Origin of the sequence: Streptomyces sp. VTCC 41912 (assembly GCF_045799175.1) — a bacterium.
Lineage (GTDB): Bacteria > Actinomycetota > Actinomycetes > Streptomycetales > Streptomycetaceae > Streptomyces > Streptomyces albulus_C.
This window is the reverse complement of the sequence record NZ_JBJMAB010000025.1, coordinates 1-19,425: the sequence shown is the minus strand read 5'-3', so window position 1 is coordinate 19,425 and position 19,425 is coordinate 1. Positions and strand designations below refer to the sequence as shown.

Genomic DNA, 19,425 nt, shown 5'->3' with positions numbered 1-19,425 from the left:
CAGCGGCAATCAAGTCGCTGCACCAGTTAACCAATAGAGCTACTAATTCCACCCCGAGTCAGGGAAATGGGGTGCACTGAAGCGTTGAATCTTCGTGTAATGCGTGGACGTCCACCCGTATACCTTGACGCCGTTCGGCAGCTCCTTTTCCAGGATTCTGTCAGTTTCCGGCCTGCCAGGCACGCGATACTCCTTGGAACCTGCCCACCACGGGTGTTCACGTCCCCCGTACGTGTCGTGCGAAGGAATCCGTCCTGCCTTCACGTCGTCGTAGGCTGAAGCGATCTTATTATTCATCCCCCTAGGCAGGGGATCCGACAGCTTCCCATTGGGGCAGTTGCTGTTGTGAACCAAGACCGGCGTCTGACCAGCGAGTACATAGTACGTGTGCGTGCCCTCGACGGTCAGGTCGTGCGTCTGCTGCTGCTTGAGGAAGTGACGAACCGCGACGACCTTGACCACCGCACCCTTGGGGGTGCGGAGTTCGGTGCCCGGGCGAAGGTCGCCGGCGTTGATCCACTTCTTCTTTTCGACGGACCAGAAGGGGTGGGTGTCGGTGGCGATGATGCTGGAGTCGCCGGAGGGGGTTTTGACCGTCAGGTCGGTGAAGTGCTTGTCGTCCTTGGTGACGATGGTGGCGACTACAGGACGCGTGCTGGTCTTGCCGGTTTCGGGGTCGGTGGCTATGACCTTGTCGCCGGTTTTGATGTCCTCGATGCGCTTCCGCTTACCGTTGGCGAGAGCGACTTCAGCGTCCGGCAGGAAGCTGTGACACGGGGCCCCGCCACGCCTGGATCCGCGTCCGCCCAGGCGTGCACCGGGCCCCTCGCCACCGCCAACGAGCAAGCCTGCTGTGGCTGCGTCCACTATCAACGACAAGCGAGACTCGGGGCAGTGGAGTTTCATCTCGCCGCAGACTGACAGCCGCAGGCCCGCCAAGGTCAGCTGCGCGGAGGGCTCACCGGGGTCGATATTGAACATGCCCTGGTAGAAGAGGTGCTGGTCCGTCACCCGGTTGTAGATGCGGTTGGTGAACTCGTCGGCGTGGTCCCACGTGGCGTCGACGCTGAGTCCGGGAAGGACTGCGGCCTTGGGCTTCGGAGACCGGTACCCGCCCCACTTCTTCGGGTTCTCCGCGGCGAGGGAGTCAAGGAAGTTCTTGCGTTCGTTCTTCGACCCCCAGCCAAGCCACGGGCAGAGGACGGGGTCACAGCCGATGCTTCCGTTGTCGATCGCCCTCGCGAGGCCGCTTGGGTCAGAACTCGTCACCGGGCTGTTGCCCGCGTAGGTGTAGCCGTTGAAGGACTCCGAGTCGGCCAGGTCCATGAGCGGGTCGACCGACAGGAAGCGGCCCGTGTCCGGGTCGTATTCGCGGGCGCCGAGGTGGGTGAGGCCGGTGTCGGTGGTGTCGTTGGTGCCGCCGACGAAGGACTTGGTGCCGGGCCAGGTGTCGGGTTGGGTGCCGCGGGGGCTGCCGAAGGGGAGCGTGCGGCGTTGGGTGAGGGCCTGGTTGGCGGTGTTGACGGCGAGTTGGCCGGTGCCCTGGTGGTCGGCGAGGGTGACGGTGTAGGTGCCGTCGTCGGTCAGGACGGCCTGGTTGCCGCCGCCGAGGGGGATGTAGCGGGTGCCCTTCGGGGTGTCGGAGCCCTTGTCGAGGGTGACTTCGGTGTGGTCGCCGAGGGTGAGGGTGGTCTTGGTGTCGGTGCGGGTGATGAGGCGGTTGCCGTCGGCGTCGTAGAGGTAGGCGGTGGTTTTGGTGCCCTTGTCGCCGGCGGGTTCGGTGACCTTGGTGAGGTGTCCCTCGGGATCCCAGGTGAGGGTCTGCTTGTCGCCGTGCAGGGTGCGGGTGGCGGTGTTGCCGGTGGGGTCGTAGGTGTAGGCGGAGGTGCTGCTGCCGGTGGGGGCGGTGGTGTCGACGGTGGTGAGGGTGTGGGGCTGGGGAGTGCCGGGCTTGGGGTAGGTGTAGGTGCTCTTGGTGTCCTTGGCGGCGTCGCCGGTGGGGTCGTGCTCGGTGCGGGCGGTGCGGTTGCCGGCGAGGTCGTAGCGGTAGGACTGCCAGTACGGGGCGGGGCCGGCGATGAGGTTGCCGGCGGGGGCGGTGGCGCAGGTCTTGTCGGACTGGGTCCAGGCTTCGGTGAGGCGACGCAGGTGGTCGTAGGCGAAGCACTGGGTGTCGGTGCCGGAGCGGGAGACGTCCGAGAGGGACGTGATGTTGCCGGCGGGGTCGTAGGTGTAGGTGGCGGACTTGTCGACGCCGTTGACGTCCTGGCGGTCGACGCGGGAGTTGGACAGGCGCCGGGTGCCCCACTCGTAGGTGTTGGTGACCTGGGTGGGCTTGCCGGTGCTGGTGCCGATCCGGTAGGTGAGGGGCTGTCCGACGAGGTTGTAGGTGGCGTCGGAACGGATGCCGTCGCCGAAGACGGACGTCAGTCGCAGGGTGTCGTTGGCGTAGGAGTAGTTCCAGCCCTTGCCGAGGAGGGTGCCCACCTGGGACATGCTGCGGGCCTTGGGCAGGCCGTTCGTGTAGTAGGCCGTGGTGGCCTCGTAGGTGCCGGCGAGCTTGCCCTCTGAGTCGGGGATGACCACGGAGACGCGCTGCGGCCGGTAGAGGGTGTCGTACTGGGTGGTCTTGGTGGTGTAGGGCTTGCCGTCGACGTAGCGGGTGGACTCGGCGAGTTGGCCCTTGGACTTGGCGACGGTGTCGTAGACCCACTTGGCGCGGAGGGTGCCGTCGGCGGTCTTGTCGTGGAGTTCGATCTTGCGGCCGAGGCCGTCGTAGACGGAGGCCAGGGCGGCGCCGTTGGCGTCCTCGGTGGTGGTCAGTTGGCTGCGGTCGTCGTAGGTGTTCTTCAGGACGCCCTTGTCGGGGTCGTCGGCCTGGATCTGGTTGCCGCGCTGGTCGTAGGCGTAGCTCCAGTTGTTGCCGGCCGGGTCGGTGACCTGGGCGAGCTTGCCGGCGGGGGTGTAGGTGTAGCGGGTGGTGTCGGCCGGGGCACCGGCGTCGCGGGTGCGGTGTTGGAGGAGCCCGGTGGTCTGGCCGCGGGCGTCGATGACGGTCGTGGTGGCGGTGCCGCCCTCGGGCGGGATGACGGTGGTGCGGTCGCCGCCGTAGGTGGTGCGGGTGACGGCGAGGACCTTGCCGCCCTCGCCGTTGCCGGCGACCTGCCGGGACTCGGTCTCGCGGCCGAGGCCGTCGTAGGTCTGCCAGGTCTGGGACTCCACGCCCAGCGCGTCGGCGGGCTTGAAGACGTCGCGGGCCGGGGCGCCGGTGCTGTAGTACGGCGCGAACGCCTTGGTGGCCAGGCCGCGTTCGTCGTAGAAGGTGTCGCTGATCAGTCGTCCGCCGTCGGGGCCGGGGGCCTGGGTCTGGCGGGCGCGCAGGTAGCCGTCGTACAGGGTGTAGGAGACGAGCTGACTGGTGCCGGTCGTGTTGAGGGTGCGGGTGGCGACGGCGGCCGGCTTGCCCTCTTCGACGTAGTAGTCGAACTGGTAGGTCGGGAGGGCCGTGGAACTGCGGTCGGGCAGGCTCACCTTGGTCGAGCGGCCGAGGGCGTCGAACGCCATCACGGTGCGTTTGCCGTTGGTGTCGACGGTGGCGGTGGGCAGGCCGCGCAGGGGGTTGAGTTCGGTGGTGGTGGTCTGCGCGGTGGTGGGGTCCTGGGGGTTGGCCGGGGGTGTCGTGGTGACGGTTTGGGTGGGGAAGCCGGTGGCCGGGGTGTAGGTGGTGGTTGTGGTGCGGCCGTCGGTGCGGGGGGTGCGGGTGGGGGCGCTGGTGCCGATGGCGGTGACGGTGGCCGTGAGGTCGGTGGTCTTCTGCGGGCGGCCGTAGTCGTCGTAGCCGGTGGTGGATTCGAGGTAGGTGGCGGTGGTGCCGTCGTGGCTCTTGAGGGTGGCGACGGCGGTGGGATCACCCTTGGTGGGGGCCGCTCCGTAGGCGCCGGCGTCGTAGGCGGTGCGGACGTCGGCCAGGACGTCCTTGGCGCGGTCGGGGCTGGTGCCGCATTCGGTGGCGACGGTCTCGACGCGGGCGGGCAGGTTGAGGATGTTGCTGTCGGTGTTGGTGGCGTAGGTGGTGCGGGTGCAGCGGTCGTCGTCGGTGGTGGCGTCGTCCCCCCGGTCACTCACCTCGGTGACGCGGCCGGCCACGGTGTCGTAGGTGGAGGCGGTGGTGGTCGTACGCCACTTGGCACCCGCCCCGTCATCCAGGGAGGTGAAGGCGCGGGCGCTCGCGGTGCCGGTGAAGTTGGCGGTGACGGTGCCCCAGTCACGGACCTTCTTGGCCGTCTCGTGGTGCCAGGGCCGGCTGACGGTCTTGGCCAGGACCTTGCCGCCGGGTGCCGAGTAGGTGACGGTCTTGTACGCGAACCCGGCCGCGGAGGCGTCGTCGGTCAGGGGCTCGCCCTCGTCGTCGGGCAGGGTGACGCTGACGGCCTTGGTGCCGCCGCCCGCGCTCTTGCGGTCGCCGTCCATGCCGCGCAGGAAGTAGGTGTCCTGCTGCGTCTTCATGGCGTCGGCGGCGGTGCCCTGGCCGCCCGTCTGGACACGGACCTGACCGTAGCCGCGCCACTGGGACCAGGTCTTGAACTTCTCCTTGGTCAGGCCGTCGTCATCGTCGTAGTGCCAGGCGGCGTCGCCGAGGTAGCCGTAGCGGGTGACCTGATCGGGGGCTCCGCCGGTGCGGTCGGTGGTGGTGACGGAGGTGACGACGTACTTGTTGAACCAGGACTGCTCCATGTCGTCGCTGGCACTGCCGCCGATGAACTGCGGGAAGCAGCGGGTGGTGTTGGACTCGGGGGTGGGCAGGCCGGCGAAGGAACAGGCGGGTTCGGAGTAGTTGACGTTGATCTGGCCGCCGTATTCGTCGGCGACGTGGGAGAGGCGGTCCTTGACGTACGGGGCGTAGCCGTCGCCGGTCTTGTCGAGGCGGTTGGCGAGCTGGGTGTAGGCGAAGGTGGTCTTCGGCAGGGTGATCGGGGTGGTGGCGGTGCGGCCGGTGTGCTGGACGGAGTCCAGTTCGAGCTGGTAGTCGACGTCGGCCTTGCCCCAGCGGTGGGTCAGCGCCCAGGAGTCGACGGGGGTGAGGACGCCGTCCTTGAGGACCTCGGTGCTCACGCCGGTCAGGCGCTTGCGGGTCCAGAAGGTGGGCGAGAACCGGCCCTGGTCGCAGGCGGTGCCGGCCTTGCAGTTGAGGTCCCAGGGGGTGTCGTACCAGTAGAAGCCCTTGGCGTCGATGGTGTCCGCGGCGCAGGTGACGCCGGTCTCGGGCAGGCAGCGTTCGGAGCTGGTGAAGGAGACCTGGGCGAGCGGTTTGCCCGTGTAGAGGTCGTTGGCGGTACGGCCGTACTCGATGCGCTTGAGGGAGCCGCCGCGGGTGTAGGGGGTGCCGCTGTCCTTGTCGAGGTCGCGGCCGTAGGTGTTGGTCTCCTTGTCGTAGTAGTAGGCGATCGCGCTGCCGTGCGGGTCGACGACGTAGTCGAGGTTCCAGCGCCATGCCTGCTGGCACCAGGAGTCCTTGAAGGTGGACTTGTTGCAGGGCTCGCCGCTGTTGTTGCCGAAGACCGGGGCGGTCCAGGTGGCGTCGGTGGTCTCCTTGCCGGTGGCCCAGCCGGGGAGCTTGTGGTAGCCGAAGTAGTAGCGGGTGCCGGTGGTGTCGGTCAGCTCCCAGTACTCGTTGTCGTTGTCCCCGTTGTCACGGTCGGTCGAGGTCAGGCGCTTGATGCGGGTGCCGTCGTCGGTCTGGAGCTTCCATTGGTCCTTGCCTGCGGGGACCAGTTCGCCGGCCTTGCCGTTGAAGGAGAGGAAGGCGTTGTCGTAGGCCCAGCACAGGTCGCCGGGCTTGTTGCCGTCGGCGTGCTTCTCACCGTCGTCGGAGCAGGGCTTGTAGCGGCGCTCGATGAAGCCGGGCCACAGCTCGAAGCCGTCCCCGGCCCAGGAGCCCTGGTTGTTGGTGCCGCCGGTACGGCCGTCGATGGCGCCGGAGGAGTACGCCAGCCCGACCTTGGGCTTCAGGCCGCCGGGGACCTCGGGGACCGGCATGTCGTAGGACCAGGTGAAGTCACCGGTGTTGAGGCTGGTGTTCCAGGTGGCGGAGGGGGCGAGGCTGGTGGCCTTGTAGTCGCCCTTGACGCCCTTGTCGTCGCCGACGGCGGCGAGGACGGTGGGGGCCCCGGAGCGCATCGGGACCGCGGAGGCGGTGAGGGTGTGCCGCTCGGTGTCGTTCTGCGTCGCCAGCGGGGTGGACGTGCGGCAGGCCGGCTTCTCCGGGGTGGTCACCGCGCAGGCCGGCAGCTCCACCAGGCGCAGGCGGGAGGCGTAACCGCCGCCGTAGGCTCCGGCGAAGGCGGTGTAGTCGAGCCTCGCCTGCACCGGGGCGGGGCGGGCAGGTGCCGCAGCGGCCCTCCCCGCGGGTTGCAGGGTGAACAGCATCCCGTCGACGCCTGCCTGGCGGGCCTTCGACCGTTCCAGCACGCGGACGTCGACCGTTTCCGGTACCGCGGCATCGGCTGCCGCCCGACCCTTGGCCACGGCGGCCGGTCGTTGCCGTGCGGGGGTGAGCGTCAGCGGAAGGGCCGTGGCGCCGTCGGCCGAACTCTTCGACGGCGTTGTCGTGGTGGCCCCCGTGACGGGCAGGGTCGCCGTGCCGGGCTCGGGCCACGCGCTCTTGGGCCGCTCCTGCGGGGTCCTGGGTCCCGCGGAGAGCTTGCGGGGCTTGACCCGCAGACCGTCGGCCCCCGGGACGGGCCTGCCCGGATCCGGGCGGCCGGCCGACGCCCCGGACGTCGCCGGCTGCGCCGCCGGGGACAGTGCCGTCAGCAACGAGCCGGTCAGCGCCGCGGCGAGTCCCACGGCGAGTCGACGCCGCAGGCGTCTACGTCGGAAGAAGAGCTTTCCGTTCATGTTCCGTTCCCACCCCTGATCGCCGTCCGGGCATGCGGATGCCCGGGTGACGGCGTTGAAGGAAAATTCCGATCGGATGCGGTGTGCGGAGCGCCGGCCCCGCACACCGCGGTGCGTCAGACGGGGCCCGGTACGTCGGGCACCTCGGTCGGCAGCCCGGTCCAGGCACCGGCCATCCTGGCGACCTGCTCCTCGCTCAGCGCCCCTTGGAACGTCCAGACGTCGTCGATGGCGCCGGGCCAGTAGTCGCCGAAGGAGTTGGGGCCCTTGGCACGTCCGAGCTGCAAGGACTTCACGGCTCGGAACGAGATGACGTTCTCGGCCCACGGAACCGCTTCCGTGCATGCCGCCTCATCGGTTTGCCCCTCACCACCGGTCTCGATGCACGAGACCTCGCCGAGTTGCCCGTTGACGTAGATGCGAGCCTGTTTGGCGAACCCGTCGTAGACGACCGCGACATGGTTCCATTCCGTCACGCTGTTGAAGTTCTGAGCGTTCATGGCACGGTCGATTCCGCTGTCGGCCGCGTCCGACCTGAATGCGGCCACCTCCCAGAGCCCTTCGCCGGTCCAGCCGTTGGGGTACGGATCGAAGCCCGCACCGAAGCTGCTGACGTTGGTGCCCTCCGCACTGATCAGTGCAGCGGGGCGTGCAGGCACAGCGGCTGCCTGGACCCACGCCGTCACAGTGAAGCTGGAGCTGGTGTCGATGGGCACGGCACTGGAGGCGTAGTCCTGCTGAGCTCCGGTGAGTACGAGGCCGCCGGGGCCCATGAATCCTCCGCCAGGGACCAGCTTGGCCCCCGTCCCCAACGTCATGGCCGGACCACCCGCCACAGAGTTGGCGCCCGGGGCGTCGGTCTGGTCGAACTGCCAGCGGCTGGTGAGAACCGGCCGCCTGCTGACGAGCTGGTGCACCTCCCCCTCCGCCACCGGCCGGTCGAAGAGCCGTACGTCGTCGATCTGCCCGGCGAGGTAGTCCACGTAGGACCCCCGGTACAGTGCGCGTCCGATCTGCAGCGCCCCGTCCGCCGACCAGGTCTGGGGTGCGGCGGCGGAACCTTGCAGGGCTCCGTTGACGTACAGGCTGACGGTCCCCTGCACCGTGTCGAGGACGGCCGCCAGGTGCGTCCACGCTCCCACGGCCGCCTTCTGTTTGGAGGCGACGCGCTGCGCGGTGAGGCTGCCGTCGGTGGCGTCCCTGGTGGCCAGGCGCACGCTCCAGAGGCCGGTCGGGGCCTCGTAGGAGAGGTAGAAGGCGCTGAGGAAGCCGCCGTCCTGGGCGACGACGGTCTGGTTGCGGGTGGTGTCGGTGATGCGGGCCCAGGCGGTGACCGCGTAGGAACGGTCGGTGGGCAGGTGCGGGGCGTCGGCCGAGGCGTAGTCGTCCTTGCCGTCCAGGGTCAGTGCCCGGCCCGCCACGCCGCCCTGGTCCGTGCCGACGCCGCCGTGGAAGGCCGCGGGCAGCACGTCGCCGTGGCCCGTGATCTGCTGGGCGTCGGCGCCCTCGTCGAGGGGGAAGACCGCGCGGGCGGGCCGTCCGGGTCCGCGCAGGCGCTGCTTGCCGTACAGCTGGGTGACCTCCGGGCCGCTCAGGGCCCGGTCGAAGATCTCCACCTCGTCCACGGCGCCGGGGAAGAACGCTCCCGGTTTGCCGTCGTAGGAGCCGGCGCCCAGTTGGAGGCCGCGGCGGGCGTTCCAGGCCGTCGCGTAGGCCACTTGGCCGGCGAGCTGGCCGTTGACGTAGAGCCGCAGCACTTTGGCGGCGCCGTCGTACATGCCGACCAGGTGGGTCCACTGGTCGGCGGTGACGCCGCCGGGTTGGGGGGCCATGGCGCGGGCGATGGAGGCGTCCGGGCTGTCGGCGGTGTACTGGTTGAACACCCAGCGCTGGAGGTCGGCGGAGTAGTACAGCTCGAAGCCGGGGCGGCTGTTGCCCGGTTGGGTGGCGACGATCGCCGGATGGGTGGGCACCTCGGTGGGCTTGACCCAGGCGGAGACCGCGAAGCTGCGGGAGGTGTCCACGACGGGGATGTCGGTGACGGCGTAGCCGTCGGTGCCGTTGAAGGACAGGGCCGACCCCATCGCGCCTTCCGTGCCCGGTGTGGCGCCGCCGTGCAGGGCGGCGGTCCGCGCCGGCGTGGTGGGCCGGGCTTCCGTGGCACCGGCGGCGTCGTCGAACTGCCAGGTGGCGCGCTCGGGTTGCCCCGCCTTGACCCGGTACTGGTACGTGCGGACCTCGCTGCCGTTGCCGGCCGCGTCGAAGGCCTGCGCGGTGACGAAGTTGACGCCCGCCTTCCCCGGCAGGACGTTCACGGACTTCGCGGCTCCGGCGGAGGTGGCGACCTCGTCCCGGACCGTGGGGTCGTTGTTGAGGCCGTAGCGGTAGCGGGTGACGTCGGTGGACGCGGACTTCAGGGCGAAGCTGCCGTACTGGCCGACGCCGTCGTACCAGGGGTCGTCGGGGTTCTCCGGGTCGGAGGCCGGATAGGCGCCGGAGGTGATGGTGGGGGCGGCCGGTACGGAGGTGTCGTAGACGAAGTAGCAGGCTTCCGCCGCTCCGGTGAACGACCACGGCGAGTACTGGGCGCCGTCGGAGACGCGGACCGCCCAGCTGACGGTCTTGTTCGTCGGGATGCTGGTCGGGAGGGCCAGGGAGAAGCCCGATCCGGACTTCTTCGCTGTCGACAGTGCCGGCTGCCACCGGGCGATCATGCCCTTGCCGTCGCCGGCGTCCCAGCTGGCCTGGAACTGCACCCGGACGTCGTCCCCGTCCGGGTCGGTGATGTTGTTGGCGTAGAGCAGGCCGCGGGTCCGGATCCGCGCGGGTGAGGCCGAGGGGTGGCAGGTGCCGCCGTACTCCATCACCAGCTGGGACGGCTTGGCCTGGGGCGGCGGACGGTTGTAGGTCACCCGCAGGAACCCCTTGTCGGAGAACCGCTTCCAGCCGTAGCCGTCGGTCTCGTCCGCGGCGCGCAGGCCGAAGGTGAGGGTGGGCCAGCCGTTGTCGGCGGCCTCCTGCACCGCGGCCTGCACGTCGAACTCGGCGTCCTTGGCCGCACAGCCGTCGTAGCCGTAGGCGAAGGCGGCGGTGCGCAGGTGCTTCTGCCAGAACCCGGCGGCGTTCTGCGAGTTCCACGTGGTCGAGGTGTCGATGGGCTTGGTGCGCCACAGTTCGACCGACCGGGCGCTGCACGACGCGGACCAGGTGTTGCGGACGACGAACTCGGCCTTCAGGATCGACTTCCCGGCGAAGGCGGAGGTCGGGATCTGGTAGAAGAGCCGCTTGACGTCGTAGGGGTTGCAGTAGTTCCAGTTGCAGTAGCCGAGCCCGGAGTCCGGGTCACCGTTGAACTTCCACTGCGGGGACGAGGCCCAGTGCTTGGACGCCATCGTCCAGGACGTCGCGCGGGGGGTGGACCACTGCGGGTCGATGAAGACCGGGTAGACGGTGTCCTTGCCCTTGAGCACGTCGGCGTCGGGTGTGAGGACCACCTGGCCCTTCCCGGCCGGAACCGCCACCCCGACCGGCGCGAGCTTGCCCGACTCGCCGGCGGACGGTTCGCCGGGCGCCGCCCCGTCCGGCGCCGCGGGGGCGGCGGACCTGCTGGTCCGCGCGGACTTGGCCGGGCCGGGGGTGGGGGCACCGGCTCCCGGGCTGGAGTCCCACATCACGGGGGTGGGCGCCTCGAAGACCGTCGCGTCCGTGCCGGGCTCGACCGCGGACAGTCCCCCGGCGGCGGTCTTCTTGACGTCCGTCCCCTCGGTCGCCAGCTTCAGTTCGAGCTGTGCCAGTTGCGGACTGGACGCCGCCTGGGCCGACTTGACGACCAGCAGCTGGGTGAAGCCGTCCGCCTGCGCCCCCATCCGCAGGTCCACGTCCGGCAGCACGTCCGGATAGGTGGCCGTCGCGCCGTCCGTCACCGGCGTCGGCAGCTTCCCCGGCCAGGAGAGGGCCAGTTCGCGTCCCGCACGGCGCATCCGCACCAGGGGGCCGTCGCCGCCGCCCGAGAAGGCCAACCCGACGGAGGTGGCCTTCGGGGCCAGCGTCCCGTCGGTCTGTCGGGCGAGGTCCGTGTCGATGTCCTGCCAGCGACCTTCGATCCGGGTGCGCACGGGTCGGAGGTACTGGCGGGCCTGCAGCTTGCCCTCGGGGGTGGCGACGACGTCCACCGACTCCCCGCGCAGGGCGGCGACTTCGACCTCCTTGCCGGTGCGCTTCGCCTGTTCGAGCGCGGCGTCCTCGGTGGGTGCCTGGGATGCGTCCGCGGGCGTGGCGGGCTGCGCGGCACGGGTCGTGGGGGCGGCGTGCGCGGCGGGGGCCGCCGGCCCGGAGAGCAGGCCGGCCGTCAACCAGCCGGCCGCGCCGACCGACAACCACCGGTACGTACGTCTTCGCCCCACCCCAACAGACGACACGATCGCCCCACCCCCCGCTCACAAAGATGAAAATTCTCTGAAGAAGTTGTGTGCGGGAACGTAAGGGAGCGCCAGGCCCGCTGGGAAGCCCCGGCAATCTCCCCTCGCATAGCGAAAGCGGCATTTCGGATGACGGAGGCGCGTGATCCGCGTCACTACGGTGCGGGGTTGTACGCGTTCAAGCCGTAATCGGAGCGGAATCGCGACAGCGCGGGCCGCACGCACGACGCCACGGTCGCGGCCGTCACCGGACGCGGCACCCCGCACGTCTCACCATCCGGGACCCCCCACCCCCTCCATTGACTGCCCCCTACACCAACCATGAGAGTGCGGCTCGTGCACAGTGACGCGAGATCAGCAGCAGCGAAGACGGCGGCGGTTCCGGAGGGGGAGGGGGCCGGCGGGGAGAGCCTGCGGCGGGTGGCGGTGGCCTCGTTCATCGGGACCGCCATCGAGTTCTACGACTTCTACATCTACGGGACCGCGGCCGCCCTGGTGCTCAACCAGGCGTTCTTCCCGACACTCGACCCGGTCAACGCCACCCTCGCGTCGTTCTCCACCTACGCGGTGGCGTTCGCCGCCCGGCCGTTGGGGTCGGTGGTGTTCGGGCACTTCGGCGACCGGGCCGGGCGCAAGTCGGTGCTGGTCGCGTCGCTGTTGCTGATGGGCCTGTCCACGGCGCTCGTCGGACTGCTGCCCGGTTACGGGACGTTGGGGATCTGGGCCCCGCTGCTGCTGATCCTGCTGCGGTTCCTCCAGGGGATCGGCCTGGGCGGCGAGTGGGGCGGGGCGGCGCTGCTGGCCGTCGAGCACGCGCCGCGCGGGCGGCGGGGCCTGTACGCCGCGTTTCCGCAACTCGGTCCGTCGGTGGGGTTCTTCGCGGCCACCGGGGTGTTCTGGCTGCTGTCGGACGTGATGAGCGACGCGGCGTTCCGCTCGTGGGGCTGGCGGGTGCCGTTCCTGTTGTCGTTCCTGCTGGTCGGCGTGGGACTGTTCGTCCGGTTGAAGATCAGCGAGACGCCGGTCTTCGCGAAGGTGCGGGACGCCCAGGAGGCCAGCAAGGTGCCGGCCGTGGACGTGTTCCGGCGCCACCCGCGGGAGTTGCTGCTGGGCGCCGGCGGCATGGTCATCGCCTACGGACTCTTCTACACCGCCACGACCTACTGCCTCTCGTACGCCACCGGCACCCTGGGCATCTCCCGCACCACCATGCTCGGGCTCTCGCTGGTCGCCTGCCTGTTCCTGGCGGCGGGCACCTGGCTGGCCGCCACCCGCTCCGACGGCGTCGGACGCCGCAAGCTGGTCCTGGGCGGCGCCGGGCTCGCGGCGGTGTGGGGGCTGGCGCTCTTCCCGCTGCTGGACACCCGGCAGCCGGTGCTGATCGCCCTGGGCATCGGCGGCGCGCTGTTCTGCATGGGCGTGGTCTACGGACCGATGGGCGCCTACCTGCCGGAGCTGTTCGGGACGACGGTCCGCTACTCGGGCGCCTCGCTCGCCTACAACCTCGGCGGGGTGCTGGGCGGGGCGGTCGCGCCGCTGGTGGCCACCCGGCTCCAGGCGGCGTTCGGTTCGGCGTCGGTGGGCTGGTACGTCACCGCGATGGCGCTGGTGTCGCTGGCGTGCGTGCTGGCGCTGCCGGAGACCCGGGAGCGCGAACTCCTGGGCTGAGCCGGCCCGTAGGGGCCGCTCAGGGCCGGAGCCACCACCGCTCGCTCTCCCACGAGAGCGCCTCCCAGAGGCGGTTGAGCGGGTGCTCCGGCCCGTAGGAGGCCCGTTCGCCGCGCCGGGTGAAGACGCCGACCAGGACCTCGGTGCGGGGGCCGACGTCCCCGGTGACCTCCAGGGTGCGCAGGCCCTCGGCCTCCGGGAGGTGGCCGTCCGACGCGGCCTCCCCCAGCCCGCGGGTGACCAGCATCGCGCCGCTGACCACGCCCGAGCGGAGCAGCTCGAAACCGTAGTGGGCGGCTTCTATTTCGGCCGCGACGGTCAGTTTCTGGCGGTAGTCGCTGCCGTACCAGGCGGTCAGGAAGCGGTCGATGAGCCCGCCGGTGGAGACCACCAGCGGCAGCCGCGGCAGGTCGGCGGCGCGGAACGAGCCGCCGGGCAGCCGCTCCGGCGGCAGGTTCGTCAGCAGCGACAGCCCGCTGCGCCGCCACTCCATCACCTCGTACGGGGCGAGGTGGGCGCTCTCCTCGCCCTCGGTGACGACGACGCTGCCGCAGACCAGGTCGAGTTCCTGGGAGCGCAGCTTGGTGAACAGGTCGCCGGTGCGCACGTGCGTGATCTTCAGGTCGACGCCCTCGCGGTCGAAGTCCCCGCTGACGTACTCCACGGCGTCCAGGAGGAAGCCGAGGGTGTAGCGGGTGGTGCCGACGGAGAGCGTGCGGCCGAGCCGGCGGCGGGCGTCGTGGACGCCCGCTGACCACTCGCCGAGGGTCCGCCGGGCGAGTTCGACCAGGGCCTCCCCGGTGGCGGTGAACAGCGCGTCGCGCCCGCGGCCCTGCTTGAGGACCAACTCCTCGCCGCACAGCGCCGCGAAGGTGCGGTTCATGGTGTCGAGCTGCTTCTGCACGCTGGACTGCTCCCGGCCCAACCGGCGGGCCGCCGCCAGCGCGGTGCCCGCCTCGTGCACCGTGATGAGCGTGCGCAGCTGGTCCATCGTGGTGTCGAGCAGCTCCGTCGGGTACTGCCGTTGCCCCGGGTTCCGCTGCGGACCTGACACGACCATGCGCCCCTACTCGCTTTCCCTTCCCCCAAATTCAGGAATGAGCAGCATAGCCGCCCCGGAAAAGCCATCCGGAGATCACCGGGGATTATCTGTGGATTTCTTCCAGAAAATACTGGATGCGTTTGCGGTACCCGTGGAATGGTCGGGTCAATGCCGCACCGCGCAACCACGTTCTTCACAAGGGGAGTTACGTTCGTGAGCCATTCCCCGGCCGCCCCCCGGCGGCCCGGTGCCCTCAACGCCACCGTGGCCTGCTCGATCGCGTCCGCACCGGGCACCTTCGCCGGCGCCCTCGCCGTCGTCGCCGGGGGCCGCCCCCTGGCGGAACGGAACGTCGAGCAGGCGGTCCAGGAGGATCCACAGCTTCTCGGGCTGCCCGCCGGGACCACGACGGCCGACCTCAAGGCGATGGCCGGGCCGGCCACCGCGGTGGCGGCGGCGGTGCTCGCCTGGCTGCCGCCCAGCGGCCGTTACGCGGAACAGTTGGGGAACGGCATGCGGAACGCGCCGGCGCCGCAGCCGACCGCCGCGTTTTCCGGCTGACGGCGGAAAACGGGAGGGAAACGGAAGGGAAATGCGACACGGCCCCGGGGTGTGCACCCCGAGGCCGTGTCGCTCGTGTCGCTCGTGTCGCTCTGCGGTGGCCGCCCGGTCGTTACCTGTGGGCGGGGAATTCCACCACCTGCTGGTAGGTGGGACGGTTCTGCCAGGTCATCTTGTCGTGGGTCAGACCGCCCACCGCGCGGTGGATGATTGAGTCCGCGCACCACTGGTCGCCGGCCTTGCAGTTGTCGTCGCCCGGGTAGACCTGGGCGGCGGTCTGCGCGTTGGCCTGCGCGAGGGTGGTCAACAGCGTGTCCCGGCAGGCGGAGAGGTCGCCGCCGCCGCAGTAGCGGACGGCGAGCGGGCCCTGGACCTTGTCGCCGAGCACCGCACGCAGGTCCTTGTCGGCGTAGCTCCACCAGCCGTACTGGAAGGCCGATCCGGCGTGCGCCCCGGTGGGACCGTGGCCGGCCGAGGGCGACTCGTCGATGGCGAGGTTGGCACCCAGGGCGTCGTAGAGGTCGGTGCCGAGGCCGGGCCGGAAGACCTCCTTGACCATCAGCGGCCACCAGGCGTCCATCAGCCGGACCGCGTCGGAGTGGGCGTAGGCGTGCGAGCCGGGGGACGTCTCGCGGCGCTGGGCGCCGTCCTTGCGCCAGGCGTCCAGCCGTTGGATCGCGGTCCGCAGCGCCGGGTCGGCGACCGGCTTGCTGCCCAGGACCCGCAGCATGTCGGGCAGCACGTCCTCGCCACGCAGGTCGGTGAGGGCGGCGTCGGCCATCGCCCGGGTCAGGGACGCCCGGGTGACCCCGCCGTCCGCGGTCAGGGCGCGCACCCGGTCGTCGAGCAGGTTGGCGCGGTGCACCGAGCCGTTGCCGAAGCCGGCCGAGTCGTAGTCCTTGGCCTGCTTGTTGTTCCAGGAGACGTAGTAGTCCTGGTCGATCGACTGCGGGTGCTGGGCGGGCGGGGTGTAGGCGGAGGTGTTGGTGGTGGGGTCGAAGCCCTTCCACTCGTAGGCCGGGTCGGCCTTGACGGGCAGCGCCGGGTCGACGTCGGGGTTGCGGACCGGGTTGAGGCCGCTGTTGTAGTACGCGATGTCGCGGGAGTCGGCGTAGAACCAGTTGAAGGCGTAGCCGATGTGCTGGGCGGCCTGCTGGAAGCTCTTGGCGTCGCGGACGTACGACGGGTCGTTGAGCATCTGGAAGCCGATGATGGAGTCGGCCTCGTGGCGGTAGGTGGAACGCAGCGCAGTGTAGGCGACGGGCTTGCCGCCGACGGTGGCGCGGTGCGTGACGACGCCGTACCGGGTGCGGAAGACCTGCATCCGGTACGAGCCGGCCGCGGTGGGGTCGGCGATGGTGGGCTTCCAGGAGTTGGTGCGCTCCAGCTTCTCCATCGGCAGGCACCGGCCGTGGTAGCGGTAGGAGGTGGAGTCCTTCGTGGGCTCCGAACCGTCCGCGTTGCACAGGTCGACGGCGTAGGTGTCGGTGATGTCCTGACCGGCGGAGGTGGCGCTCCAGGCGTAGTCCTGCCCGCGGCCGAGCTGGACGTACATCCCGACGCCGGCGAACGACGCGCCGCGGGCGCTGATGCCGGGCCCCTGGATCTCCTGGAGCATCAGCAACTGGGGTGCGAAGTAGCCGGTCTGCGGGCCGAAGACGGCGACCGGGTGGCCGCTGGCGGTGTGCTTGCCAGAGACCAGCAGGGCGTTGGACATCCCGCGGTGCTGGGTCGGGTCGAAGCTCCCCTTGGGCAGCACGCCGTCCCTAAAGAGGCCCTCCAGCTTGCGGTACTTCTCGGGGGCCTTGACCGGATCGCGGGGCGGGGTGGCGCTCTTGGAGGCGGCGGCACCGGTGCGGTCGAAGACCAGCGGTTCGGGCGTGACCGAACCGCGGTCGGGCAGCGCGGTGCCCTTGGCCTTGGCGGGCTTGACGGCGTAGGGGAAGCTCTGGCCGTCGTGCAGCGTCTTGACCGCCTCGGGGTCGTTGCGCTCGCGGAAGGACTCCCAGACCTTGGTGCCCTTCTCCAGGCCGTACTTCTGCTGGGCGGAGAGCAGGGCGAGCGCCGAGGGGACCTCGCCGCCGCCGCCGTTGCCGAAGAGCCCGCCGACGACGGAGGCCAGGGCTATCAGGTCGGTGAGCTTGAACGGCTGGATCTCACCGGCGTTGGTGATCGCGTCCACGTGACCGGTGACGACGTACTCGCCGGGGAAGTAGCGGCCCTTCTTGGACTGCTCGCGGTAGGCGTTGATGCCGTCCACGTACGCCTGGGCGTCCGCCATGGCCTGTTTGCCGCGCTCGCCGTTGTCGTTGCGGATCGCGTCGACCTGCGCCTGGAGGTCGGCCTCGGTGTACGGGGCCGAGGGCCAGAACTGCTGCTCCAGGCCCTGGTTGGCGGGGGCGCCGCCGGCGAACGAGGTCAGCTCGCCGCGCCCGATGTGCCGGAAGAGGTCCATCAGCCAGAGCCGGTCCTGGCCCGCGGCGAAGCCGGCGCCGTACTCGGTGCCGTAACGGGTGGTGCCCTTGATGTGCGGGACGCCGGTCTTCTTGTCGCGGGTGATGGTGACGTCCGGACGCGGGCTGCTCACCGAGGCGACCTGGTCCTTCGCGACGCCGAAGGAGGCGTCGTTGAAGAAGTCGGTGAGGGTGTCGTCGGTGAGCGAACGGTAGCCGCCGGCCAGTGCGTTGTAGGGGGCGATCTGGTCGGTGGTGTGCGGCGGGTGGGTGCCGAACAGCTTGTTGCCGAGGATCTGCATCAGGGTGGCGTTGCCCGTCGCGCCCGGCGGCAAGATGTCCGCGCACTGGCCCTGGCAGTAGTCCTCGGAAGTCTGCGGTGCGGCCGCGGCCGCGGTGGGGGGCGGTGCCAAGAACGTGGCCCCCAAGGCGAACAGGGCCGCGGTGGCGGCGGCCCTGAGCCTTCCGGTACGTCGTCGCATTCCTGCTCCTCTAGGGGTCCCCCTGCCCGTGAGGGCTCGGGGAAGAGTGGGCCGGACGTTACCGTCGGTTACTCGTCACCGGAAGATGAACAACAGTCACCTTTTCGAATTCCCCACAGCGGGCAGGCGTTACGGCCGGACACCCCGGCACATCGCCGCCCAAAACCGCAAAAGAATTCGATGGATCCAGGCGGCGGCCGGGTACGTCCATTCCCTGTCCAGTCGGGATCCTCCTCGGAGGTGGAAGCACCATGGCCGGTTTCAGAGCCCTCGCAGAACAGGTCCGCAACCCGCGGCTCGTCACCGTTCGGCGACGCACCGCCCTGCGCAAGTGCTTGGAGCGCTTCGCCCCATACGGGCACCGCGCGACCTGGCACCACCTGTGCACCAGGGCCGGGTTCGCCATCCAGGACCGTGACCCGGATCCGGCGCGGCTGGTGGCCGCGCTGGCCGAGCTGGAAGAGGCACGCGCCCTCTGGCTCGCCTACGAAGAGGAGTTCGCCGCCCGGCGCCGCCGCGAGAAGCACGACGGCATCCGGCAGCCCGGCGCCCTCGACGCATGGCACCGCCGCACCTGGGGCGGCTACGACATCGTGCCCTGCGCCTCCCCGCAGCGGCACCCGGCGGCCCGCCTCTCCGAGGTGCTGCACCGCATGATCGCGGCGATGGAGGCGGGACGCCCGCGCCGCGACTGCCCGGTCTGCGGCTGCACCCGCTTCGCGTGGGTCCCCGACCCCGACGGCGACCCGGGAACCGGACCGGCCTGCCGCGACTGCGGAGTGCTCGCCCCGACGGCCGTACTGGCCCCCGAGGCGCTGCACACCGCGGCCGGACAGCCCCTCACGAACGCCTTCGCCGCGGCCTGACGCCCCCTGCGCACCGCACCGTTCACCCCGTTCGCGCACGCCTGTCAGACCCTCCTGCCATCATCGACGACATGCTGCAGATGCTTCAGGTGTGTCTCAACGGCGCGCGTACCGGGGCCGATTCGGGCGCCGTGCCGCTCTCGCCGGCCGCGCTCGCCGACGCCGCGCGGCAGGCGGTCGCGGCCGGCGCCCAGGACGTGCACGTCCACCCCAAGACCCCATGCGGCCAGGACTCCCTCTCGCCGCGGGTGGTCGGCCCCGTCCTGGAAGCGATACGGGAGGCGGTGGACGTGCCGGTGGGCGTGACGACCGGCGCCTGGGCCGAACCCGACCCCGAACGCCGGGCGCAACGCATCGCGTCCTGGACGGTCCTGCCCGACCACGCCTCGGTCAACTGGCACGAGGACGGCGCCGAGGCGGTCGCCGAGGCGCTGCTGGCCCGCGGCGTCGGCGTCGAGGCCGGCATCTGGGCCGGCACCACGGCCGCCGCACGATTCGCCGCCTCACCACTGGCACCCCGGGTGCTGCGGGTGCTCGCCGAGGTCATCGACGACACCGACCCCACCACCGCCCCCGCCACGGCCCGGACCCTCCTGGCCGAACTGGCCCGCGCACCACACGGCCGCCCGGTACTGCTGCACGGCCACGACGGCGGCACCTGGCCGGTCCTCCAACTGGCCGACGCACTCGGCCTCGCCACCCGCATAGGCATCGAGGACACCCTCCTACTCCCCGACGGCACACCAGCCACCCACAACGCCCAACTCATCACCCACGCCGTGAAACTGACGGGCGCCGTGTGCCGCTAGGCGGGGCGTCTTCCCACGTTGTCGGCTTTCCCGCCGTGGGGGTTGCTGTTTGCGCCTGCGGCGCGGGGCCGCTGCGCGGGGCGTCGTCGTACGTCTCCGGCCGCCCCGCCGTGGGGGTTTCGCTTTTGCGCCTGCGGCGCGGGGCCGCTGCGCGGGGCTGTTGGGTGCGGTGTCGGGGGTGCGGGTGGTGGGGTGCCGGGACTGCTGCGCTTTACGTCCCGGCACCCCA

The 19,425-nt window shown here is 70.7% G+C and carries 8 protein-coding genes; 4 read left to right on the top strand and 4 right to left on the bottom strand.

Going from position 1 to position 19,425, the window contains the following annotated elements:
• Positions 1-42 precede the first annotated feature (42 nt).
• Together ACJ6WD_RS27965 and ACJ6WD_RS27960 are read right to left on the bottom strand one after the other, a co-directional pair.
• Positions 43-6,897, bottom strand: coding sequence for a polymorphic toxin-type HINT domain-containing protein (locus tag ACJ6WD_RS27965; protein ID WP_407616759.1), 6,855 nt, complete (start codon positions 6,895-6,897; stop codon positions 43-45).
• 116 nt (positions 6,898-7,013) lie between these two features.
• Entirely contained in the window at positions 7,014-11,273 is a 4,260-nt protein-coding gene (locus tag ACJ6WD_RS27960; RefSeq protein ID WP_407616758.1) for a LamG-like jellyroll fold domain-containing protein, read from the bottom strand.
• Positions 11,274-11,651: 378 nt separating this feature from the next.
• On the opposite strand from ACJ6WD_RS27960, the gene ACJ6WD_RS27955 reads away from it, so the two are divergent.
• On the top strand, positions 11,652-12,983 hold the full coding sequence (locus tag ACJ6WD_RS27955) for an MFS transporter (protein ID WP_376443438.1): 1,332 nt from the start codon (positions 11,652-11,654) through the stop codon (positions 12,981-12,983).
• A gap of 19 nt (positions 12,984-13,002) precedes the next feature.
• On the opposite strand, the gene ACJ6WD_RS27950 is transcribed toward ACJ6WD_RS27955, so the two are convergent.
• Positions 13,003-14,043, bottom strand: coding sequence for a LysR family transcriptional regulator (locus ACJ6WD_RS27950; RefSeq protein WP_376443441.1), 1,041 nt, complete (start codon positions 14,041-14,043; stop codon positions 13,003-13,005).
• Between the two features lie 195 nt (positions 14,044-14,238).
• Between ACJ6WD_RS27950 and ACJ6WD_RS27945 the strand changes: the two genes are divergently transcribed.
• Positions 14,239-14,586, top strand: coding sequence for a hypothetical protein (locus tag ACJ6WD_RS27945; protein WP_407616757.1), 348 nt, complete (start codon positions 14,239-14,241; stop codon positions 14,584-14,586).
• Positions 14,587-14,698: 112 nt separating this feature from the next.
• Here ACJ6WD_RS27945 and ACJ6WD_RS27940 read toward each other — a convergent pair whose 3' ends face one another.
• Positions 14,699-17,521, bottom strand: a complete 2,823-nt coding sequence (locus ACJ6WD_RS27940; protein WP_233658079.1) for a penicillin acylase family protein — start codon at positions 17,519-17,521, stop codon at positions 14,699-14,701.
• A 251-nt stretch (positions 17,522-17,772) separates the two neighbouring features.
• On the opposite strand from ACJ6WD_RS27940, the gene ACJ6WD_RS27935 reads away from it, so the two are divergent.
• Both ACJ6WD_RS27935 and ACJ6WD_RS27930 read left to right on the top strand, forming a co-directional pair.
• Positions 17,773-18,387, top strand: coding sequence for a hypothetical protein (locus ACJ6WD_RS27935; protein ID WP_233658080.1), 615 nt, complete (start codon positions 17,773-17,775; stop codon positions 18,385-18,387).
• 80 nt (positions 18,388-18,467) lie between these two features.
• Positions 18,468-19,196: a 3-keto-5-aminohexanoate cleavage protein gene (locus ACJ6WD_RS27930; protein WP_233658124.1), complete on the top strand. Its 729-nt coding sequence runs from the start codon at positions 18,468-18,470 to the stop codon at positions 19,194-19,196.
• Positions 19,197-19,425 lie beyond the last annotated feature (229 nt).